We start from the raw sequence: 18,564 nt of genomic DNA, 5'->3' as shown, positions 1-18,564 counted from the left end.
TTAGCTAACGAAAGAGGTTATAGCAGTGGCTAAGGAAAAATTTGAGCGTTCGAAGCCGCACGTCAACGTCGGCACCATTGGTCACGTCGATCACGGCAAGACCACTCTGACTGCGGCTCTGACTCGCGTCTCTGCAGAGGTTTTCGGTGGTGACGCGCGTGCGTTTGACTCCATCGATAACGCCCCGGAAGAGCGTGAGCGTGGTATCACCATCTCCACAGCTCACGTTGAATACCAGTCTGAAGTGCGTCACTACGCGCACGTCGACTGCCCGGGACACGCTGACTACGTCAAGAACATGATCACCGGTGCTGCGCAGATGGATGGCGCTATCCTGGTATGTTCTGCCGCAGACGGCCCGATGCCGCAGACTCGCGAGCACATCCTGCTGTCCCGTCAGGTCGGTGTCCCGTACATCGTTGTCTTCCTGAACAAGGCAGACATGGTCGATGACGAGGAGCTGCTTGAGCTGGTCGAGATGGAAGTTCGTGAACTTCTGAGCCAGTACGACTTCCCGGGCGACGATACTCCGATCATCATCGGCTCTGCCCTGATGGCTCTGGAAGGCAAGGATGACAACGGCATGGGTACTACCGCCGTTGCCAACCTGATCAAGGCTCTGGATGACTACATCCCGGAGCCGGAGCGTGCTATTGATCAGCCGTTCCTGATGCCGATCGAAGACGTCTTCTCCATCTCTGGTCGCGGTACTGTTGTTACTGGCCGTATCGAGCGTGGTCTGGTCAAGACTGGCGAAGAGATCGAGATCATCGGCGTGCGTGACACTACCAAGACTACCGTTACCGGTGTCGAGATGTTCCGCAAGCTGTTGGACGAAGGTCGTGCTGGCGAAAACGTCGGCGCCCTGCTTCGCGGTACCAAGCGTGATGACGTCGAGCGTGGCCAGGTTCTGGCCAAGCCGGGCACCATCAAGCCGCACACCAAGTTCGAAGCCGAAGTCTACATCCTGTCCAAGGAAGAAGGCGGACGTCACACTCCGTTCTTCAAAGGCTATCGCCCGCAGTTCTACTTCCGTACCACCGATATCACTGGTACTTGTGAACTGCCGGAAGGCGTCGAGATGGTCATGCCGGGCGACAACGTCCAGATGGTTATCTCTTTGATCGCTCCGATCGCGATGGAAGATGGTCTACGTTTCGCTATTCGTGAAGGCGGTCGTACCGTCGGCGCTGGCGTCGTGGCCAAGATTGTCGAGTAAGGTCCTCCTTGCCTGACACAGAAGGGGGCCCTCGAAAGGGCCCCCTTTTCTCGCATGTTTGACACCTGATGTCAGTCTGCCTATAATGCGCATCCTTTGAATGCGTGGGTGACGGCCTACGCCGTCGACATCCATTGGAGTTTTGGGCAATGCAAAACCAGAAGATTCGCATCCGGTTGAAAGCATTCGACCACCGTCTGATCGACCAGTCCTCTGCAGAGATTGTTGAAACTGCAAAGCGTACCGGTGCTCAGGTTCGTGGCCCGATCCCGCTGCCGACCCGTCGCGAGCGTTACACCATCCTGGTCTCTCCGCACGTCAACAAAGACGCACGCGACCAGTATGAGATTCGTACCCACAAGCGCGTTCTCGACATCGTCGAGCCGACAGAGAAGACTGTCGACGCGCTGATGAAGCTTGACCTGGCCGCCGGTGTAGACGTCCAGATCAAGGTTGACTGATACCTCACTAGTCACTGCGGCCCAGCGTTCCGAAACTGATTCCGGAACAGCAGCCGCCACGCCGGGATGGCGTCATACAATGTGCTAGTGGAATGCTCTGGAAAGGGCAGCCATAGCGGGTGACAGCCCCGTACACTAAAGGAGACTGAACATGTCTATCGGTTTAGTCGGTAAGAAGGCCGGGATGACCCGTGTCTTCACCGAAGCTGGCGCATCTGTGCCGGTTACCGTGATTGAAGTTGAGCCTAACCGCATCGTGACCATCAAGTCTCTCGAGACTGATGGCTACAATGCCATTCAGGTGACAACTGGCTCTCGTAAAGCCAAACACCTAACCAAGGCGACTGCTGGTCAGTACGCCAAGGCGGGTGTCGAGGCTGGCCGTACCCTAATGGAATTCCGCCTGAACGAAGGCGATGAAGCTCCTGCAGTGGGCGGCGAACTCACCGTATCCCTCTTTGAAGCTGGTCAAAAGATTGACGTGACCGGCACCTCCAAGGGTAAAGGTTTCCAGGGCGCAGTTAAGCGCTGGAACTTCCGCACCCAAGACGCTACCCACGGTAACTCACTGTCGCACCGCGCGCCGGGTTCCATCGGTAACTGTCAGACCCCGGGCCGCGTCTTCAAGGGTAAGAAGATGGCTGGCCAGATGGGCAACGTCCGTTCCACCGTCCAGAGCCTGGAAGTGGTTCGCGTCGACGCAGAACGCAATCTTCTGTTGGTCAAGGGTGCCGTTCCAGGTGCTCCGGGCGGCGAAGTGATCGTGCGTTCCGCTGTGAAAGCTCGCTGAGGGGAATTAACCGATGAATCTTAATCTTGCAGGTGCAGGCGGCGCAGTAGACGTCTCCGATGCCACCTTTGGTAAGGACTTCAACGAGGCTCTGGTTCACCAGGTCGTCACCGCCTATCTGGCTGGTGCACGTCAAGGTACCGTGGCTCAGAAGACCCGTTCTGACGTGTCCGGTGGTGGTAAGAAGCCGTGGCGTCAGAAAGGTACTGGTCGTGCACGTGCCGGTACCATTCGTTCCCCGCTGTGGCGTTCTGGCGGTGTTACCTTTGCGGCGCGTCCTCAGGACCACTCGCACAAGGTCAACCGCAAGATGTATCGCGCTGCCATGCGTTCCATCCTGTCTGAGCTGGTCCGTCAGGATCGCCTGGTCGCGGTCGATGCTATTAGCGTCGATTCTCCGAAGACCAAGCTACTGATTGCCAAGCTCCAGGAACTGGGCCTTGAGAAAGCGTTGATCGTCACTGAAGAACAGGACGTCAACCTGTATCTGGCTGCGCGCAACATCCCGTATGTTGACGTTGTCAATGTCGCTGGCGCTGACCCGGTCAGCCTCGTCGGTTACGACAAGGTGCTGATGACTGTCGCTGCCCTGCGTAAGTTCGAGGAGAACCTGGGATGAATCAGGAACGCGTATTCAAGGTCCTGCTTGGTCCTCATATGACCGAGAAGGCCGCGGTCGCCGCCGAGAACAACCAGTACGTGTTCAAGGTTGCCAGCGACGCGACAAAGCCCGAAATCAAGAAAGCCGTCGAAGCGCTGTTTGGTAAAAAGGTCAATAGTGTTCAGGTTCTGAACATGAAGGGCAAAACCAAGCGCACCGCTCGCGGTGTTGGTCGTCGCGCTGGTTATCGCAAGGCCTATGTAACTCTGGCCGCCGGCGAGACCATCGAAGACTTCTCTGGCGCCGAGTAAGGCAGGAGTACGGATCATGGCAATTGTTAAGACAAAACCTACCTCCGCCGGTCGCCGCCACCTGGTAAAAGTCGTCAATGACGAACTTTTTAAAGGTCGCGCGTACGCTCCGCTGCTTGAAAAGCAGTCAAAGTCCGGTGGTCGTAACAATAATGGTCGCATCACTACTCGCCACATCGGCGGTGGTCATCGTCACCATTACCGTTTGGTAGATTTCAAGCGTAACAAGGATGGCATCGCTGCTATCGTTGAGCGTCTGGAATACGATCCGAACCGCAGCGCGAACATTGCGCTGGTGAAGTACCTCGATGGCGAACGTCGTTACATCATTGCACCCAAGGGTGTCTCTGTTGGCGACCGTCTCGAGTCCGGTGTTAACGCACCGATCAAGAAAGGCAACGCTCTGCCGCTGCGCAATGTTCCGGTGGGTTCCACCGTTCACTGTGTCGAGCTAAAGCCGGGCAAAGGCGCTCAGATTGCACGTAGTGCTGGTACCAGTGCCCAGGTTGTGGCACGTGAAGGTAACTACACTACCCTGCGTCTGCGCTCTGGCGAAATGCGCAAAGTGCTGTCCGAATGCCGTGCAACTCTCGGCGAAGTGGGCAACTCTGAGCACAGCCTCCGTCAGCTGGGCAAGGCCGGTGCTAAGCGTTGGAGAGGCGTGCGCCCGACAGTTCGCGGTGTCGCGATGAACCCCGTCGATCACCCGCATGGTGGTGGTGAAGGTCGTACCTCTGGTGGCCGTCATCCGGTCAGCCCGTGGGGCGTCCCGACCAAGGGTCACAAGACTCGTAAGAACAAGCGCACCGATAAGCTTATCGTCCGTCGCCGTAAGGCCAAGTAACAGATATTGAGGGGTAACGGCTGTGCCACGTTCACTGAAGAAAGGTCCTTTTATTGACCTTCATCTGCTGAAGAAGGTTGAGACAGCAGTGGAAAAGAACGACCGCAAACCGATCAAGACCTGGTCGCGTCGTTCCATGATCCTGCCGAACATGGTCGGGCTCACCATTGCCGTCCATAACGGTCGCCAGCATGTACCGGTTCTCGTTTCTGAGGAAATGGTCGGTCACAAGCTCGGCGAGTTTGCTGCCACCCGCACATACCGTGGGCACGCTGCAGATAAAAAAGCCAAACGGTAAGCCAGAGAGGATTTAAGAGATGGAAGTAGCTGCTAAGCTGCGCGGCGCTCGTTTATCCGCCCAGAAGGCCCGTTTGGTGGCTGACCAGGTGCGCGGTAAGCCGGTCGCCGAGGCGCTGAATCTGCTCGCTTTCTCACCGAAGAAGGCTGCGAAGATAGTTCGCAAGGTTCTGCAGTCCGCGATCGCAAATGCGGAAGAAAATAACGGCATGGACATTGACGAGCTTCGCATCTCGACTATCTGTGTCGACGAAGGCATGACGCTCAAGCGCATCCAGCCACGTGCCAAAGGCCGTGCGGATCGTATCTTGAAGCGCACTTGTCATATCACCGTCAAGGTAGCCGAGAAGTAGGAGACGACCAGATGGGTCAGAAAGTTAATCCGACAGGTTTCCGACTGGGTATCGTCAAGGATCATACCTCTGTCTGGTACGCCGAAGGCGCTACCTATGCCGACAAACTGAACAACGATCTGCAGGTGCGTAGCTTCCTGGAAGAGCGGCTGAAAAGCGCTTCCGTGAGCCGCATCAGTATTGAGCGTCCGGCAAACAACGCCCGTATTACCATTCACACCGCCCGTCCGGGCATCGTGATTGGCAAGAAAGGTGAAGATGTCGACCGCCTTCGTCGTGAAGTTTCCGAGATGATGGGCGTTCCCGTCCACATCAACATCGAGGAGATTCGCAAGCCGGAACTCGATGCCAAGCTGGTTGCTGCCAATGTGGCAGGTCAGCTCGAGCGTCGTGTAATGTTCCGTCGTGCGATGAAGCGTGCTGTGCAGAACGCAATGCGTCTGGGCGCCAAGGGCATCAAGATTCAGCTCTCTGGTCGTCTCGGCGGTGCCGAAATCGCCCGTACCGAATGGTACCGCGAAGGCCGCGTTCCGCTTCACACTCTGCGTGCTGACATTGATTACTCCACCTTCGAAGCTCATACCACCTACGGCATCATTGGTGTCAAGGTCTGGATCTTCAAAGGCGAGATCCTCGGTGGCATCGAAGAGGTGCGAGCCAAGGCGAAGCAGCCCGCGTCCGCACCCAAGAAGAAAGGCAAGTAAGGGGGTAATCGATGTTACAGCCCAAGCGTATGAAATTCCGTAAGATGCAGAAAGGTCGCAACCGTGGCCTGGCGCATCGCGGAAGCAAGGTAAGCTTTGGTGAGTTTGGCCTGAAAGCCACTGGTCGTGGTCGTCTCACCGCCCGTCAGATCGAAGCTGGCCGTCGTGCCATCACCCGTCACGTTAAGCGTGGTGGTAAGATCTGGATCCGCGTCTTCCCAGACAAGCCGATTTCCAACAAGCCGTTGGAAGTTCGTATGGGTAAAGGTAAGGGTTCTGTCGAGTATTGGGTCGCTCAGATCCAGCCCGGCAAGATCCTCTACGAGATCGAAGGTGTGTCTGAAGAGCTGGCTCGTGAAGCATTTAGTCTGGCCGCTTTCAAGATGCCGATCTCCACCACCTTTGTTAAGCGGACGGTGATGTGATGAAAGCCCAGGAACTCCGTGAAAAGTCAGTCGAAGCGCTCCAGGAGCAGTTGTTTGAACTCCTGCGTGAGCAATTCAATCTGCGCATGCAGAAGGCTACCGGTCAGCTGAGCCAGGTTCACCTGCTCAAGCAGACTCGTCGCCAAATTGCTCAGGTTAAGACTGTGCTCAACCAGAAGTCAGGTGAGTAAAATGGCCGAAGAAACTAAAGCACGCATACTCACCGGCAAAGTGGTGAGTGACAAGATGGAAAAATCCATCGTTGTCATGATCGAGCGCCGTGAGCGTCATCCGATCTATGGCAAGTACCTGAGACGCTCCACCAAGCTGCACGCCCATGATGAGGCGAATCAGGCTCGGACCGGTGACACCGTCTCTATCGCCGAGACTCGTCCGCTGTCCAAGAAAAAAGCCTGGACCCTGGTCGAGGTGGTTGAACAGGCCAAGGGTTAATTCCCTAGGCCAGTTCCCACCAGGCAGTTAGATTAGGTTTGGAGAAAACCGATGATTCAGACTCAGACAATGCTGGATGTCGCCGACAACAGTGGCGCGCGCCGGGTGCAATGCATCAAGGTGCTAGGCGGTTCACACCGCCGCTATGCTCGTGTTGGAGACATTATCAAGGTCACCGTCAAAGAAGCTATCCCGCGTGGCAAGGTCAAAAAAGGCCAAGTCATGAAGGCAGTGGTCGTTCGTACCAGAGCCGGTGTCCGTCGTAATGACGGTTCCGTGATCCGCTTCGACGGTAATGCGGCCGTTTTGTTGAATAATACCAACGAACAGCCGATCGGTACCCGTATCTTCGGCCCGGTTACCCGTGAACTTCGCAGTGAGAAGTTTATGAAGATCATTTCCCTGGCGCCCGAAGTGCTGTAAGGAGCGGAAGCGGATATGCAAAAGATCAAACGTGACGATGAAGTCATCGTCATCGCCGGGAAGGACAAGGGCAAGCGTGGCACCATCAGCAAAGTGCTGAAGGGTGACCGTCTGGTCGTGTCCGGTGTGAATATGATTAAGCGTCACACCAAGCCCAACCCGATGCTGGGCACTCAGGGGGGTATCGTCGAGCGCGAGGCTCCGATTCACGCGTCCAACGTGGCCATCTTCAACCAGGAGACCGGCAAGGCGGATCGTGTCGGTATCCAGGTACAAGAAGACGGTACTAAGGTACGTATCTTTAAGTCGACTCAGAAGCTGATCGACGCCTAACGCGAGTCGGGTACAACATGGCGAACTTGAAAGAACGTTATCAGAACGAAGTGGCCGCCCAGCTTAAAGAGCAGTTCGGCTACGCCAACGTGATGCAGGTACCGCGTATCACCAAGGTGACCCTGAACATGGGCATCGGTGAAGCGACCGCTGACAAGAAGCTGATCGACAATGCATTTGCCGATCTCCAGATGCTTTCTGGTCAGAAGCCGATCATCACCAAGGCACGCAAGTCCATCGCTGGCTTCAAAGTCCGCGAAGGATGGCCTATCGGTGTTAAGGTGACCCTGCGTAGCGATCGTATGTGGGATTTCCTTGACCGCCTCGTGAACGTTGCTATCCCGCGCGTTCGTGATTTTCGCGGTCTGAACCCGAAGTCCTTCGATGGCCGTGGAAACTACTCCATGGGTGTGCGTGAACAGATCATCTTCCCTGAGATCGAGTATGATAAGATCGATCGGATTCGTGGCCTGGATATCACTATCACCACTAGCGCCAACACCGATGATGAAGGTCGTGCGTTGCTGGGCGCGCTGAACTTCCCGTTCAAGAAATAAGGGTGGATCATGGCAAAGAAAAGCATGGTTGAGCGTGAGCTCAAGCGCACCAAGCTGGTCGCTAAGTACGCCGTTAAACACGCCGCACTTAAGACCATCATCAATGACGTCAACGCTTCCGAAGAAGAGCGCTTCGACGCACAGCTGAAGTTGCAGCAACTACCGCGTGATGCCCACCCGGTTCGTCAGCGTAATCGCTGCCGTATCACTGGCCGTCCGCACGGTTACTACAACAAGTTCGGCCTGAGCCGCAACAAGCTGCGTGAAGCCGCTATGCGTGGTGACGTGCCTGGACTGACCAAGTCCAGCTGGTAACACCACTGCAAGAATTCAGGAGCGCAACGTAAATGAGCATGCAAGACACTCTGGCGGATATGTTTACTCGTATCCGCAATGCGCAGATGGCCACCAAGGAGACGGTTTCCATGCCGTCTTCCAAGCTCAAGGTTGAAGTGGCCCGCGTATTGAAGGAAGAGGGTTACATTTCCGAGTTTGCTGTCGCAGAAAGCGCCAAGCCGGAGCTGACCGTGACCCTCAAGTACTTTGAAGGCAAATCGGTTATCGAGCACATCAAGCGTATTTCCAAGCCTTCCCTGCGCCAGTACAAGGGCAAGGGCGAGCTTCCGAAAGTCGCGGATGGCCTGGGTATTGCGATCGTTTCCACCTCCCGGGGCGTGATGACCGATCGTGCGGCCCGTCAAGCTGGTGTCGGCGGCGAAGTCCTCTGCACCGTATTCTAGGAGTTTGGAATGTCCCGCGTAGCCAAGTATCCGGTTAAATTGCCGAACGGCGTCGAGGCAAAACTCGATGGCGACAAGCTGACCGTGAAGGGCAGCAAAGGCCAGCTGGAACTGACCGTCCACCAGGACGTGGTTATCACTCTGGAAGAAGGGCAAATGTCCTTCACTCCGAGTGAAACAGCCAAGAACTGGGCGATGGTCGGTACCACTCGTGCTCTGGTCAACAACATGGTGTCTGGTGTTTCTGTAGGCTTTACCAAGTCTTTGGAAATCAATGGTGTGGGTTATCGTGCCCAAGCCAAAGGCCAGACAATCAACCTGACACTGGGCTTCTCACACCCGGTCGACTATGAACTGCCGGCAAGTGTTACGGCTGAAACGCCGAAGAACACTGTGATCGTCCTGACGTCTGCTGATAAGCAGGCTTTGGGTCAGGTCGCCGCAGAGATTCGCGCCTTCCGTCCGCCAGAGCCCTACAAGGGCAAAGGTATTCGGTACAGTGACGAAGTCGTCCGTCGTAAAGAAGCCAAGAAGAAGTAAGGCAGGGTTATGAACGCGAAGAAAGAATCTCGTCTCCGTCGTGCCCGCCGCGCTCGTGCGAAAATCCGCGAGCTGGGCGTGTTTCGCCTGTGCGTGAACCGCACCCCGCGTCACATCTACGCGCAGATCATCTCGCCGGATGGCGGTCAGGTCCTGGCCACCGCATCCACGCTCGATAAGAGCCTGCGCGAAGGTTCTACCGGTAACTCGGACTCCGCCGCCAAGGTGGGTGCTCTGATTGCCGAGCGCGCGAAGGAAGCGGGTATCAAGCAAGTGGCTTTCGATCGCTCCGGGTACAAGTACCACGGTCGCGTGAAGGCCCTGGCCGATGCCGCACGTGAAGGCGGCCTGGAATTCTAAAGGGTTTTACGATGGCGCATATCGAACAGAAGGGCGGTGATCTGCAAGAGAAGCTCGTGCAGATCAACCGCGTCGCCAAGGTAGTCAAGGGCGGCCGTATCTTCGGTTTTACCGCTTTGACTGTCGTTGGTGACGGCAATGGTCGTGTTGGTTTCGGTCGTGGCAAGGCGCGTGAAGTGCCGGTCGCGATTCAGAAGGCAATGGATCAAGCACGTCGCAACATGATCATGGTTGACCTGAAGGGCCACACCCTGCAGTACCCGGTGAAGGCACGTCATGGCGCATCCAAGATCTACATGCAGCCAGCATCCGAAGGTACCGGCATCATTGCCGGCGGTGCGATGCGTTCCGTGCTCGAACTGGCCGGCGTCCATGACGTCCTGGCCAAGTGCTACGGTTCCACCAATCCGGTAAACGTGGTGCGCGCGACTATTATTGGTCTCGCCTCCATGAAATCTCCGGAAGACATCGCCGCCAAGCGTGGCCTGTCTGTCGACAAGATTGCGGGGTAAGACACCATGGCAGCTAAGATCACGGTAACCCAGATCCGCAGCACCATCGGCGTCCTAGAAAAGCACAAGGCTACTATGAAAGGCCTTGGGCTACGTCGCATCGGTCATACTGTCGAGCTGGAAGACACCCCCGCGGTACGCGGCATGATCAACAAGGTTCACTACCTTGTCCGTGTTGAGGGAGAGTAATCCATGAAATTGAATACCCTGAGCCCCGCACCGGGCTCCAAGCACGCTGCAAAGCGTGTTGGTCGTGGTATCGGCTCCGGTCTTGGTAAGACCGGCGGTCGTGGCCATAAAGGCCAGAAATCTCGTTCCGGCGGCAGTGTCAAGCCGGGCTTCGAGGGCGGTCAGATGCCTATGCAGCGTCGTCTGCCGAAGTTTGGTTTCACTTCCGCGAAATCCCTGATTTCGGAAGAAGTGCGCCTGAGCGAACTGGCATTGGTAGACGGCGACATCGTCGACCTCGAAACGCTGAAGAAGGCCAACGTGCTTCGTAATTCTACGAAGTTTGCGAAGGTCATGCTCTCCGGCGAACTGGACAAGGCAGTTACCGTCCGCGGCGTTAAGGTCACCAAAGGTGCCCGTGCTGCGATCGAAGCTGCCGGTGGAAAGGTAGAGGACTAAATGGCTAAGTCAGGAAACGTACCGGCAGTGCAGGGAAGTGGGTTGAGCGAACTCTGGGCGCGTTTGCGCTTCGTGTTCATCGCCATCGTGGTGTACCGAATCGGTGCGCACATCCCCGTTCCCGGTATCAATCCTGACCAGCTTGCTGCCTTGTTCAGGGAAAACCAGGGCACCATCTTGAGCATGTTCAACATGTTCTCTGGTGGTGCACTGGAGCGAATGAGTATCTTCGCGCTGGGCATCATGCCCTACATCTCCGCGTCGATCATCATGCAGCTCCTGACGGTGGTCTCGCCTCAGCTTGAGCAATTGAAGAAGGAAGGCGAGGCCGGCCGTCGCAAGATCAGTCAGTACACGCGCTACGGCACGGTAGTACTGGCCCTGGTCCAATCGATCGGCATGGCAGTCGGACTGGTCGGAAACGGTGTCGCCTATTCCGCTGACTTCAGTTTCTACTTTACCGCCGTGAGTACTTTCGTGGCTGGTGCAGTGTTCCTGATGTGGCTGGGTGAGCAGATCACCGAGAAGGGTATTGGCAATGGGATCTCATTGATCATCTTTGCTGGTATTGTCGCCGGGCTGCCGAGTGCCATCGGCCAGTCTTTCGAACTGGCGCGCAATGATGGTGCCTGGAATGTGCTTCCGCTGCTGGCGCTAACGCTGCTTGCAGTCATTACCATTGCCTTTGTGGTGTTCATTGAGCGCGGTCAACGCCGTATCACTGTGAACTACCCGCGCCGTCAGGTGGGCAATAAGATGTATGCAGGTCAGAGCAGTTACTTGCCGATGAAGGTCAATATGGCTGGGGTTATCCCGCCGATCTTCGCATCAAGCATTCTGCTGTTCCCTGCATCGATGGGCCAATGGTTTGGCCAAAGTGAAAGCATGCAGTGGTTACAGACGGCTTCTCAGGCTCTTGGGCCAGGTCAGCCTCTCTACATCTTGCTTTTCGCTGCCGCTGTAGTATTCTTCTGCTTCTTCTACACGGCGCTGGTCTTCAACCCCAAGGATGTTGCTGACAACCTCAAGAAGTCAGGAGCGTTTCTGCCGGGTATTCGCCCAGGCGAACAGACGGCCCGTTACATCGACAAGGTGATGACTCGCCTGACGCTGTTCGGCGCCCTCTACATCACCCTCGTATCTCTGATGCCTCAATTCCTCGTTGTTGCATGGCAGGTTCCGTTCTATTTCGGCGGCACCTCTCTACTCATCGTGGTTGTGGTAGTCATGGACTTTATGGCCCAGGTGCAATCGCACTTGATGTCAAATCAGTACGCGTCGGTGATGAAGAAGGCCAACCTCAAAGGCTATGGCAGCGGTGGCATGACGCGCTGATTGCGCAGCCCCTGTTAGCAACTGGAGAGAACGATGAAAGTTCGAGCTTCCGTCAAGAAAATTTGCCGTAACTGCAAGATCATTCGGCGTCGTGGCGCAGTGCGGGTCATTTGCACTGAGCCGCGCCACAAGCAGCGTCAGGGTTAATCCCCTAGACCCGCTTAGCTGAATACAAGCTCGGGTGCTGGCATACCCCCTTGCTCCCAATGGGATCAGGGGGTATGCTATTGCGCCCTTTGTGGATGAAAAATCCGCCGCTAACCTTTCGGAGAAAACTGATGGCCCGTATTGCTGGCGTCAATATCCCGGACAACAAGCACGCGGCGATCTCGCTGACTTATATCTTCGGGATTGGCCGTACGCGTGCACAGCAGATCTGCGCCGCCCTCGGTCTAGAGCCGAGCGTCAAGATCGCTGATCTGTCTGTTGAACAATTGGACTTGGTTCGTGCCGAGGTGGGTAAGTACACCGTCGAAGGCGACCTGCGTCGTGAGATCACGCTTAACATCAAGCGTCTCATGGACCTCGGTTGCTATCGTGGCCTGCGCCATCGTCGTGGTCTTCCGTTGCGCGGTCAGCGCACTAAGACCAATGCACGTACACGCAAAGGTCCGCGTAAACCGATTCGCAAGTAAACGAACTGGCGTTTAGACAGGAAACATCTAATGGCTAACCCGAGTAAGCGCAAGAAAGTTAAAAAGCAGGTTGTGGATGCCATCGCGCATATCCACGCCTCTTTTAACAATACTATCGTGACGATCACAGACCGCCAGGGCAATGCTCTTTCCTGGGCAACTGCCGGTGGTTCGGGTTTTCGTGGTTCTCGCAAGAGCACCCCGTTCGCTGCGCAAGTCGCAAGTGAACGTGCAGCTACAGCTGCAGCCGAATATGGTGTGAAGAACGTCGACGTGCTGGTCAAGGGCCCGGGTCCGGGTCGTGAGTCTGCCGTGCGCGCTCTTAATGCCGCAGGCTTCCGCGTGCAAAGCATCAACGACGTGACCCCCATCCCGCATAATGGGTGCCGTCCGCCGAAGAAACGCCGCGTTTAAGGAGACAGACTCATGGCTCGTTATATTGGACCGAAGTGCAAACTGTCTCGTCGTGAAGGCACCGACCTCTTCCTGAAGAGTGGCGTGACTCCGTTCGAGAAAAAGTGCAAATCCGAACAACCCCCGGGTGTTCATGGCCAGCGCCGTCAGCGTCTTTCAGACTACGGCCTGCAGTTGCGTGAAAAGCAGAAGGTTCGTCGTATGTACGGCGTGCTGGAAAAGCAATTCCGCAATTACTACAAAGAAGCCGCTCGCCTCAAGGGTGCGACCGGTGAGGTTTTGCTCCAGCTTCTCGAGGCTCGCCTCGATAACGTCGTCTACCGCATGGGCTTCGGCTCTACGCGTTCTGAGTCGCGTCAGCTGGTCAGCCACAAGGCGATCGCCGTGAACGGCCGTACCGTTAACGTTGCTTCCTTCAAAGTGAAGGCTGGCGATGTGGTTACCGTTCGTGAGAAGGCCAAGAACCAAGCTCGCATCCAGCTGTCGTTGGCAATTGCTGCCAACCGTGGCGATGTGACCTGGGTCGACGTCGACTCCAAGAAGATGGAAGGCACTTTCAAGGCTGTCCCCGAGCGTGGCGACCTGTCTGCCGATATCAACGAAAACCTGATCGTCGAGCTGTACTCCAAGTAATGTGATGCTGGGTCGATTCTTCGGCCCAGCTATGGAGTACCCAGATTATCCGTTTGGCAGCCTTAAAGGTGTTCTTATGCAGCGCTCAGTGACAGAGTTTCTCCGTCCCCGCGATATCAAGGTCGAGGAAGTCAGCGCCAATCACGCGCGAATCGTCCTCGAGCCCTTCGAGCGTGGTTTTGGCCACACCCTGGGGAATGCTCTGCGTCGCATCCTGCTTTCTTCCATGCCTGGCTGCGCCGTCGTGGAAGCTGAGATCGAAGGCGTTCTGCACGAGTACAGCGCCATTGAAGGGGTGCAGGAGGATGTGATTGAAATCCTGCTGAACCTCAAGGACGTGGCCATCAAGATGCATGGTCGCGACGAAGCTGTGCTGGCGCTGAACAAGAAGGGTCCAGGTATCGTGACCGCTGGCGATATCGCCGGTGATCATGATCTTGAAATCGTGAATCCGGACCATGTCATCGCTCACCTGAATGATGGTGGCGAGCTGAAGATGCAACTCAAAGTCGCTCGTGGCCGTGGCTACGAACCGGCTGATGCGCGTCTTTCTGCAGATGACGAATCTCGTGCCATTGGCCGCCTCCAGCTGGATGCGACCTTTACGCCGGTTCGCCGGGTCTCCTACGCCGTCGAGGCTGCGCGTGTTGAACAGCGCACCAACCTCGATAAGCTGGTGATTGATCTGGAAACTGACGGCACGCTGGATCCGGAAGAAGCGATCCGCCGCTCTGCAACTATCTTGCAGGAGCAGTTGGCCGCCTTCGTTGATCTGGAAGCAGACAAGGAACAGGAAGTCGAAGAAGAAGAAGATCAGATTGATCCGATTCTCCTTCGTCCCGTAGACGATCTTGAGCTGACTGTTCGCAGTGCGAACTGTCTCAAGGCCGAGAATATCTACTACATCGGTGATCTCATTCAGCGCACCGAAGTTGAGCTGCTGAAGACCCCGAATCTCGGCAAGAAGTCCTTGAATGAAATCAAGGACGTGCTGTCCGCGCGTGGTCTGTCCCTCGGCATGCGGCTGGAAAATTGGCCGCCTCAAAGCCTGAAGGACGACAAGGCTTCCGCTTAAGGAAGTCCGGTCGGCTCAAGCCCCAGACTGGTAAGGAATCACAACCATGCGTCATCGTAAGAGTGGTCGTCACCTGAACCGTACCAGCTCTCACCGTGAAGCCATGTTCAAGAACATGTGCATCTCTCTGGTAGAGCACGAAGTCATCAGGACTACCCTGCCGAAAGCCAAGGAACTGCGTCGTTACATCGAGCCGCTGATCACCCTGGCAAAGCAGGACACCGTTGCGAACCGCCGTCTGGCGTTCTCTCGCACGCGCTCCAAGGAAGCGGTCGGCAAGCTCTTTACTGAGCTCGGCCCGCGGTACACCACCCGTCCGGGCGGTTATCTGCGTATCCTGAAGTGCGGCTATCGTACCGGTGACAATGCCCCGATGGCATTCGTCGAGCTGGTCGATCGTCCGGTTGCCTCTGAGGCAGCGGGCGAAGAGTAAGCTCCGGCTTGCTTCGTCCACAAGAAAAGGCCAGCCCCCAGGGGTTGGCCTTTTTTTATGCTTGTGTCCCGTCCTGAATAGCATTGACACGTTCTGACCTGTCTTTAGGAAGAGTGTGGTGAACCAACGAGTTAAGCATATCCTGCGCGATTACCTCCCCCCTTGGCTTTCAAACTGGCCGTCGTTGAGCAGGTCTTCCGAAAGGCACTGAGACAGCTACCAGTAGCTGCATCGCCAGCATGGCGACCCGCGCTCGATGACCGATGGGTATGACGGCTAGCAGAATGCCTTGGCAGAACCAATCAATGGGATTCTGAAGACAGGGATTCCTGTTGGCGCAGCCAGAGGACCTGACGCAAGCGCGCTAGATGGTCAGAGAGTCGATCGATACCTATAACCGGGTTCGATCTCACTTGGTCTTGAAATACAAAACGCCCGATGCAGTGCATCAGGCGTTTTGAGTCCAAAAAGTGTCAACCTGCTTCAGAACTAGACATCCACCTACCGGTTCAGCTTATCGTTTTGGTAGTTGCCTTCGTGTTTTTGCCAGCCGCTTTGTCTTTCGCAACCTTGTTGGCTGCCTGGCGTGCTAGCAGAGGGGCAAGGAAGCGCCCAGTGTGAGATATCTCCTGTGTAGCTAGCTGCTCCGGTGTGCCTTCGGCAATGATCCGTCCGCCACCGGAACCGCCTTCCGGGCCGAGGTCAATCAGCCAGTCTGCTGTCTTGATGACATCGAGATTATGCTCGATCACTACCACCGTATTGCCATGATCACGCAAGCGGTGCAGAACGACCAGTAGCTGACGAATGTCCTCGAAGTGCAGGCCAGTGGTTGGCTCATCAAGAATGTAGAGCGTCTTGCCGGTATCGCGCTTGGCGAGTTCGCGGGCCAGCTTGACGCGTTGGGCTTCACCGCCTGACAGTGTCGTCGCACTTTGGCCGAGGCGTACATAGGACAGGCCTACATCCATTAATGTTTGCAGGCGACGCGCGATGGCAGGCACCGGCGAGAAAAATTCGAGTGCCTCTTCGATCGTCATTTCCAGCACTTCATGGATGTTCTTGCCCTTGTACTGCACCTCGAGTGTTTCACGGTTATAGCGCTTGGCCTTGCAGACATCACAAGGCACGTACATGTCGGGGAGAAAGTGCATCTCGACCTTGATCAGGCCATCGCCTTGACAGGCCTCACAGCGGCCTCCCTTGACGTTGAAGCTGAAGCGCCCAGGCTTGTAGCCGCGTGCACGTGCCTCTTGGGTACCAGAGAACAGCTCACGAATCGGTGTGAAGATACCAGTATAGGTGGCAGGGTTAGAGCGAGGTGTACGACCGATAGGGCTCTGATCGATATCTACCATTTTATCGAACAGGTCCAAGCCTTCGATCTTGCCGTAGGGGGCTGGCGTCAGTGTTGTTGCACGATTCAGTTCACGCGCTGCCAATGGCATCAGTGTCGCGTTGATCAGCGTCGACTTGCCCGAGCCTGACACACCGGTGATGCAGGTCAGCAGGCCCGTAGGCACTGTCAGTGTCACGTCCTGCAGGTTGTTGCCTGTAGCGCCACTCAGGCGCAGCACCTTGTCAGGGTTGGCTGGCAGTCGATAGGGAGGCACCGCGATTTCGCGTGCTCCGCTCAGGTACTGGCCTGTCAGTGAGCCTGGCGTCGCTTCGATTTGCGCAGGAGTCCCCTGGGCGACGATTTCACCACCGTGTACGCCGGCACCAGGGCCGATATCGAGTACGTGATCAGCAGCACGGATGGCATCTTCGTCATGCTCGACCACGATCACGGTATTGCCGAGGTCGCGCAGATGAATCAGCGTTTTGAGAAGGCGATCGTTGTCGCGCTGGTGCAGGCCGATAGAGGGCTCATCAAGGATGTACATGACACCCACCAGCCCTGCGCCGATCTGGCTGGCGAGGCGAATGCGCTGTGCTTCTCCGCCGGACAACGTATCGGCGCTGCGCTCCAAGGTTAGATAGTCGAGGCCGACATTGACGAGAAACTCGAGTCGCGCCTGGATTTCGTTGACGATCTTGGCAGCAATTTCTCCCTTGCGCCCGGGTAGGCTCATCTTGCCAAATTCTTTCCAGGCTTCACCGATCGGCTGTCGTACCACTTCAGAGAGTGTGCGGTTATCGACATAGACGTTACGTGCTTCTCGACGCAGGCGTGCGCCATCGCAGCTTGGGCAAGGTTGTACGGCCAGATAGCGCGAAAGGTCTTCGCGTACCATGTTGGATTCCGTCTCGCGGTAACGGCGGCTCATGTTGGGCAGAACGCCCTCGAACGGGTGCTCACGAGTAACCTTGCGGCCACGATCATTGACGTAGCTGAAAGCGATATCTTCGCGGCCGCTGCCATTGAGCACAGCGTTACGCGCTTCGTCACTCAATGACTCCCATGTGGCTTCAAGCGCGAATCCATAGTGTTCAGCGACTGCCTGTAGCTGGCTGAAGTAATAGACGCTGCGACGATCCCAGCCCTTGATGACGCCTTCAGCCAACGATAGCTCTGGATGGCTGATCAGCTTGTCAGGGTCAAAGTACTGCTTTACGCCAAGACCATCACACGTCGGGCATGCACCCGCCGGGTTGTTGAACGAGAACAGTCGTGGTTCCAACTCGGCCAGTGCGTAACCGCATACTGGACAGGCAAAGCGGGAGGAGAACACCAGGTCTTCCTGCTCGCCATCCATGAAGTGCAGGCGCGCACTGCCATCTGCAAGATTGAGCGCAGTCTCGAAGGACTCAGCCAGGCGCTGCTTGAGGTCTTCACGCACCTTGAAACGATCGACGATAACCTCGATGTTGTGTTTCTTGTTCTTTTCCAGCGGCTTGAGATCGTCAAGCTCAACAATGACACCATCGATGCGAGCGCGAACGAAGCCTTGTGCACGTAGCTCGGAGAGCAATTGCAAGTGCTCGCCCTTGCGACCACTGACAACGGGGGCCATCAGCATCAGTTTGCTGCCCTCGGGCAGTGCAAGTGCCTGATCGACCATCTGTGAGATGGTCTGAGCTTCAAGATCTATGGCGTGATCGGGACAACGCGGCGTACCGGCACGTGCATAGAGCAGGCGCAGGTAATCGTAGATCTCGGTGATGGTACCCACAGTGGAGCGTGGATTGTGTGACGTCGATTTCTGCTCAATGGAGATTGCTGGCGACAGACCTTCAATATGATCAATGTCAGGCTTTTCCATCATCGACAGAAACTGACGAGCATAAGTAGACAGGGATTCGACGTAGCGCCGCTGTCCCTCGGCATAGAGCGTGTCAAAGGCAAGAGAGGACTTGCCAGAGCCGGAAAGGCCCGTTACCACGATGAGCTTGTCACGCGGCAGTTCGACATCGATGTTCTTGAGGTTGTGGGTGCGCGCACCCCTGACCTGAATCCTGTCCATTGCCACCTCGGGCTGCGTCGATAAAAGCAACGATTATAAGGCGCGGGCGAAACGCCCGGCAAAGGCTGCATGCTTTCAAAGC

At 56.2% G+C, this 18,564-nt stretch carries 30 protein-coding genes and 1 pseudogene; 30 read left to right on the top strand and 1 reads right to left on the bottom strand.

Annotated features, from left to right (window positions below; translation table 11 throughout):
* Positions 1 to 25 precede the first annotated feature (25 nt).
* From tuf to GQR90_RS17720, 30 genes and pseudogenes are all read left to right on the top strand, one after another.
* Positions 26 to 1,219, top strand: a complete 1,194-nt coding sequence (gene tuf, locus GQR90_RS16755) for an elongation factor Tu (protein ID WP_158775070.1) — start codon at positions 26 to 28, stop codon at positions 1,217 to 1,219.
* A 149-nt stretch (positions 1,220 to 1,368) separates the two neighbouring features.
* A complete protein-coding gene (gene rpsJ / locus GQR90_RS16750) occupies positions 1,369 to 1,680 on the top strand; it encodes a 30S ribosomal protein S10 (protein ID WP_024950650.1) in 312 nt (103 codons plus the stop codon).
* Between the two features lie 151 nt (positions 1,681 to 1,831).
* Positions 1,832 to 2,470, top strand: a complete 639-nt coding sequence (gene rplC, locus GQR90_RS16745) for a 50S ribosomal protein L3 (protein WP_024950651.1) — start codon at positions 1,832 to 1,834, stop codon at positions 2,468 to 2,470.
* Positions 2,471 to 2,483: 13 nt separating this feature from the next.
* Complete coding sequence (rplD, locus tag GQR90_RS16740) at positions 2,484 to 3,089, top strand: 50S ribosomal protein L4 (protein WP_158775069.1); 606 nt, start codon at positions 2,484 to 2,486, stop codon at positions 3,087 to 3,089.
* Positions 3,086 to 3,382, top strand: a complete 297-nt coding sequence (rplW, locus tag GQR90_RS16735) for a 50S ribosomal protein L23 (RefSeq protein WP_024950653.1) — start codon at positions 3,086 to 3,088, stop codon at positions 3,380 to 3,382. The genes rplD and rplW overlap by 4 nt, the downstream gene beginning before the upstream one ends.
* 16 nt (positions 3,383 to 3,398) lie before the next feature.
* Positions 3,399 to 4,226, top strand: coding sequence for a 50S ribosomal protein L2 (rplB, locus tag GQR90_RS16730; RefSeq protein WP_158775068.1), 828 nt, complete (start codon positions 3,399 to 3,401; stop codon positions 4,224 to 4,226).
* Positions 4,227 to 4,248: 22 nt separating this feature from the next.
* Entirely contained in the window at positions 4,249 to 4,524 is a 276-nt protein-coding gene (gene rpsS / locus GQR90_RS16725; protein ID WP_024950655.1) for a 30S ribosomal protein S19, read from the top strand.
* Positions 4,525 to 4,543: 19 nt separating this feature from the next.
* Positions 4,544 to 4,876 carry a 50S ribosomal protein L22 gene (rplV, locus tag GQR90_RS16720; protein WP_024950656.1) on the top strand — a complete coding sequence of 111 codons (333 nt, stop codon included), beginning with the start codon at positions 4,544 to 4,546 and terminating at the stop codon, positions 4,874 to 4,876.
* An 11-nt stretch (positions 4,877 to 4,887) separates the two neighbouring features.
* Positions 4,888 to 5,580 (top strand): 30S ribosomal protein S3, encoded by a 693-nt coding sequence (gene rpsC / locus GQR90_RS16715; RefSeq protein ID WP_024950657.1) that lies wholly within the window; start codon positions 4,888 to 4,890, stop codon positions 5,578 to 5,580.
* An 11-nt stretch (positions 5,581 to 5,591) separates the two neighbouring features.
* Positions 5,592 to 6,005 carry a 50S ribosomal protein L16 gene (gene rplP / locus GQR90_RS16710; RefSeq protein WP_158775067.1) on the top strand — a complete coding sequence of 138 codons (414 nt, stop codon included), beginning with the start codon at positions 5,592 to 5,594 and terminating at the stop codon, positions 6,003 to 6,005.
* A complete protein-coding gene (rpmC, locus tag GQR90_RS16705) occupies positions 6,005 to 6,196 on the top strand; it encodes a 50S ribosomal protein L29 (protein WP_024950659.1) in 192 nt (63 codons plus the stop codon). Before rplP ends, rpmC begins: the two co-directional genes overlap by 1 nt.
* 1 nt (position 6,197) lies before the next feature.
* A complete protein-coding gene (gene rpsQ, locus GQR90_RS16700) occupies positions 6,198 to 6,458 on the top strand; it encodes a 30S ribosomal protein S17 (protein ID WP_158775066.1) in 261 nt (86 codons plus the stop codon).
* A 51-nt stretch (positions 6,459 to 6,509) separates the two neighbouring features.
* Positions 6,510 to 6,881 (top strand): 50S ribosomal protein L14, encoded by a 372-nt coding sequence (gene rplN / locus GQR90_RS16695; protein ID WP_024950661.1) that lies wholly within the window; start codon positions 6,510 to 6,512, stop codon positions 6,879 to 6,881.
* A gap of 15 nt (positions 6,882 to 6,896) precedes the next feature.
* The gene (gene rplX / locus GQR90_RS16690; RefSeq protein ID WP_024950662.1) at positions 6,897 to 7,214 is read left to right on the top strand and encodes a 50S ribosomal protein L24; all 318 of its coding nucleotides are present in this window, start codon (positions 6,897 to 6,899) and stop codon (positions 7,212 to 7,214) included.
* Positions 7,215 to 7,231: 17 nt separating this feature from the next.
* Positions 7,232 to 7,771 (top strand): 50S ribosomal protein L5, encoded by a 540-nt coding sequence (rplE, locus tag GQR90_RS16685; RefSeq protein ID WP_065392566.1) that lies wholly within the window; start codon positions 7,232 to 7,234, stop codon positions 7,769 to 7,771.
* Between the two features lie 9 nt (positions 7,772 to 7,780).
* Positions 7,781 to 8,086: a 30S ribosomal protein S14 gene (rpsN, locus tag GQR90_RS16680; RefSeq protein ID WP_158775065.1), complete on the top strand. Its 306-nt coding sequence runs from the start codon at positions 7,781 to 7,783 to the stop codon at positions 8,084 to 8,086.
* 32 nt (positions 8,087 to 8,118) lie between these two features.
* The gene (rpsH, locus tag GQR90_RS16675) at positions 8,119 to 8,511 is read left to right on the top strand and encodes a 30S ribosomal protein S8 (RefSeq protein ID WP_158775064.1); all 393 of its coding nucleotides are present in this window, start codon (positions 8,119 to 8,121) and stop codon (positions 8,509 to 8,511) included.
* 9 nt (positions 8,512 to 8,520) lie between these two features.
* The gene (rplF, locus tag GQR90_RS16670) at positions 8,521 to 9,051 is read left to right on the top strand and encodes a 50S ribosomal protein L6 (protein WP_158775063.1); all 531 of its coding nucleotides are present in this window, start codon (positions 8,521 to 8,523) and stop codon (positions 9,049 to 9,051) included.
* 9 nt (positions 9,052 to 9,060) lie between these two features.
* Positions 9,061 to 9,411, top strand: a complete 351-nt coding sequence (rplR, locus tag GQR90_RS16665; RefSeq protein WP_024950667.1) for a 50S ribosomal protein L18 — start codon at positions 9,061 to 9,063, stop codon at positions 9,409 to 9,411.
* Between the two features lie 11 nt (positions 9,412 to 9,422).
* Positions 9,423 to 9,923 (top strand): 30S ribosomal protein S5, encoded by a 501-nt coding sequence (gene rpsE, locus GQR90_RS16660; protein WP_158775062.1) that lies wholly within the window; start codon positions 9,423 to 9,425, stop codon positions 9,921 to 9,923.
* A gap of 6 nt (positions 9,924 to 9,929) precedes the next feature.
* A complete protein-coding gene (gene rpmD / locus GQR90_RS16655) occupies positions 9,930 to 10,112 on the top strand; it encodes a 50S ribosomal protein L30 (protein ID WP_024950669.1) in 183 nt (60 codons plus the stop codon).
* Between the two features lie 3 nt (positions 10,113 to 10,115).
* Complete coding sequence (gene rplO, locus GQR90_RS16650; protein ID WP_024950670.1) at positions 10,116 to 10,550, top strand: 50S ribosomal protein L15; 435 nt, start codon at positions 10,116 to 10,118, stop codon at positions 10,548 to 10,550.
* A complete protein-coding gene (secY, locus tag GQR90_RS16645) occupies positions 10,551 to 11,885 on the top strand; it encodes a preprotein translocase subunit SecY (RefSeq protein WP_158775061.1) in 1,335 nt (444 codons plus the stop codon).
* A gap of 33 nt (positions 11,886 to 11,918) precedes the next feature.
* Positions 11,919 to 12,032, top strand: a complete 114-nt coding sequence (gene rpmJ, locus GQR90_RS16640) for a 50S ribosomal protein L36 (RefSeq protein WP_077373351.1) — start codon at positions 11,919 to 11,921, stop codon at positions 12,030 to 12,032.
* A 131-nt stretch (positions 12,033 to 12,163) separates the two neighbouring features.
* On the top strand, positions 12,164 to 12,520 hold the full coding sequence (gene rpsM / locus GQR90_RS16635; protein WP_024950672.1) for a 30S ribosomal protein S13: 357 nt from the start codon (positions 12,164 to 12,166) through the stop codon (positions 12,518 to 12,520).
* A gap of 30 nt (positions 12,521 to 12,550) precedes the next feature.
* A complete protein-coding gene (gene rpsK, locus GQR90_RS16630) occupies positions 12,551 to 12,934 on the top strand; it encodes a 30S ribosomal protein S11 (protein WP_024950673.1) in 384 nt (127 codons plus the stop codon).
* A 12-nt stretch (positions 12,935 to 12,946) separates the two neighbouring features.
* Positions 12,947 to 13,567: a 30S ribosomal protein S4 gene (gene rpsD / locus GQR90_RS16625; RefSeq protein ID WP_024950674.1), complete on the top strand. Its 621-nt coding sequence runs from the start codon at positions 12,947 to 12,949 to the stop codon at positions 13,565 to 13,567.
* A gap of 76 nt (positions 13,568 to 13,643) precedes the next feature.
* Entirely contained in the window at positions 13,644 to 14,642 is a 999-nt protein-coding gene (locus tag GQR90_RS16620) for a DNA-directed RNA polymerase subunit alpha (RefSeq protein ID WP_024950675.1), read from the top strand.
* A gap of 46 nt (positions 14,643 to 14,688) precedes the next feature.
* Positions 14,689 to 15,075 carry a 50S ribosomal protein L17 gene (rplQ, locus tag GQR90_RS16615; protein WP_024950676.1) on the top strand — a complete coding sequence of 129 codons (387 nt, stop codon included), beginning with the start codon at positions 14,689 to 14,691 and terminating at the stop codon, positions 15,073 to 15,075.
* Positions 15,076 to 15,301: 226 nt separating this feature from the next.
* Positions 15,302 to 15,536: pseudogene (locus GQR90_RS17720) on the top strand (integrase core domain-containing protein); the annotation flags it as partial.
* A gap of 48 nt (positions 15,537 to 15,584) precedes the next feature.
* Here the strand turns inward: GQR90_RS17720 and uvrA are convergent.
* On the bottom strand, positions 15,585 to 18,482 hold the full coding sequence (uvrA, locus tag GQR90_RS16610; RefSeq protein WP_158775060.1) for an excinuclease ABC subunit UvrA: 2,898 nt from the start codon (positions 18,480 to 18,482) through the stop codon (positions 15,585 to 15,587).
* Positions 18,483 to 18,564: the final 82 nt, after the last annotated feature.

The organism is Cobetia sp. L2A1 (assembly GCF_009796845.1).
Classification (GTDB): domain Bacteria; phylum Pseudomonadota; class Gammaproteobacteria; order Pseudomonadales; family Halomonadaceae; genus Cobetia.
The sequence above is the reverse complement of the archived record's forward strand: the minus strand, read 5'-3'. Positions and strand labels throughout refer to the sequence as shown.

Excerpts from the sequence above, each read along its gene's own strand:
- rpsM (WP_024950672.1), top strand. The coding sequence starts at position 12,164 with ATGGCCCGTATTGCTGGCGTCAATATCCCGGACAACAAGCACGCGGCG.
- rplE (WP_065392566.1), top strand. The coding sequence starts at position 7,232 with ATGGCGAACTTGAAAGAACGTTATCAGAACGAAGTGGCCGCCCAGCTT.
- rplD (WP_158775069.1), top strand. The coding sequence starts at position 2,484 with ATGAATCTTAATCTTGCAGGTGCAGGCGGCGCAGTAGACGTCTCCGAT.
- rplQ (WP_024950676.1), top strand. The coding sequence starts at position 14,689 with ATGCGTCATCGTAAGAGTGGTCGTCACCTGAACCGTACCAGCTCTCAC.
- rplV (WP_024950656.1), top strand. The coding sequence starts at position 4,544 with ATGGAAGTAGCTGCTAAGCTGCGCGGCGCTCGTTTATCCGCCCAGAAG.
- rplO (WP_024950670.1), top strand. The coding sequence starts at position 10,116 with ATGAAATTGAATACCCTGAGCCCCGCACCGGGCTCCAAGCACGCTGCA.
- rpsH (WP_158775064.1), top strand. The coding sequence starts at position 8,119 with ATGAGCATGCAAGACACTCTGGCGGATATGTTTACTCGTATCCGCAAT.
- rpsQ (WP_158775066.1), top strand. The coding sequence starts at position 6,198 with ATGGCCGAAGAAACTAAAGCACGCATACTCACCGGCAAAGTGGTGAGT.
- rpsN (WP_158775065.1), top strand. The coding sequence starts at position 7,781 with ATGGCAAAGAAAAGCATGGTTGAGCGTGAGCTCAAGCGCACCAAGCTG.
- rpsE (WP_158775062.1), top strand. The coding sequence starts at position 9,423 with ATGGCGCATATCGAACAGAAGGGCGGTGATCTGCAAGAGAAGCTCGTG.
- rplP (WP_158775067.1), top strand. The coding sequence starts at position 5,592 with ATGTTACAGCCCAAGCGTATGAAATTCCGTAAGATGCAGAAAGGTCGC.
- rplN (WP_024950661.1), top strand. The coding sequence starts at position 6,510 with ATGATTCAGACTCAGACAATGCTGGATGTCGCCGACAACAGTGGCGCG.
- secY (WP_158775061.1), top strand. The coding sequence starts at position 10,551 with ATGGCTAAGTCAGGAAACGTACCGGCAGTGCAGGGAAGTGGGTTGAGC.
- rplC (WP_024950651.1), top strand. The coding sequence starts at position 1,832 with ATGTCTATCGGTTTAGTCGGTAAGAAGGCCGGGATGACCCGTGTCTTC.
- rplX (WP_024950662.1), top strand. The coding sequence starts at position 6,897 with ATGCAAAAGATCAAACGTGACGATGAAGTCATCGTCATCGCCGGGAAG.
- GQR90_RS16620 (WP_024950675.1), top strand. The coding sequence starts at position 13,644 with ATGCAGCGCTCAGTGACAGAGTTTCTCCGTCCCCGCGATATCAAGGTC.
- rplW (WP_024950653.1), top strand. The coding sequence starts at position 3,086 with ATGAATCAGGAACGCGTATTCAAGGTCCTGCTTGGTCCTCATATGACC.
- rplR (WP_024950667.1), top strand. The coding sequence starts at position 9,061 with ATGAACGCGAAGAAAGAATCTCGTCTCCGTCGTGCCCGCCGCGCTCGT.
- rplB (WP_158775068.1), top strand. The coding sequence starts at position 3,399 with ATGGCAATTGTTAAGACAAAACCTACCTCCGCCGGTCGCCGCCACCTG.
- rpsJ (WP_024950650.1), top strand. The coding sequence starts at position 1,369 with ATGCAAAACCAGAAGATTCGCATCCGGTTGAAAGCATTCGACCACCGT.
- rpsD (WP_024950674.1), top strand. The coding sequence starts at position 12,947 with ATGGCTCGTTATATTGGACCGAAGTGCAAACTGTCTCGTCGTGAAGGC.
- rpsK (WP_024950673.1), top strand. The coding sequence starts at position 12,551 with ATGGCTAACCCGAGTAAGCGCAAGAAAGTTAAAAAGCAGGTTGTGGAT.
- rplF (WP_158775063.1), top strand. The coding sequence starts at position 8,521 with ATGTCCCGCGTAGCCAAGTATCCGGTTAAATTGCCGAACGGCGTCGAG.
- rpsC (WP_024950657.1), top strand. The coding sequence starts at position 4,888 with ATGGGTCAGAAAGTTAATCCGACAGGTTTCCGACTGGGTATCGTCAAG.
- rpmD (WP_024950669.1), top strand. The coding sequence starts at position 9,930 with ATGGCAGCTAAGATCACGGTAACCCAGATCCGCAGCACCATCGGCGTC.
- rpmJ (WP_077373351.1), top strand. The coding sequence starts at position 11,919 with ATGAAAGTTCGAGCTTCCGTCAAGAAAATTTGCCGTAACTGCAAGATC.
- uvrA (WP_158775060.1), bottom strand. The coding sequence starts at position 18,482 with ATGGACAGGATTCAGGTCAGGGGTGCGCGCACCCACAACCTCAAGAAC.
- rpmC (WP_024950659.1), top strand. The coding sequence starts at position 6,005 with ATGAAAGCCCAGGAACTCCGTGAAAAGTCAGTCGAAGCGCTCCAGGAG.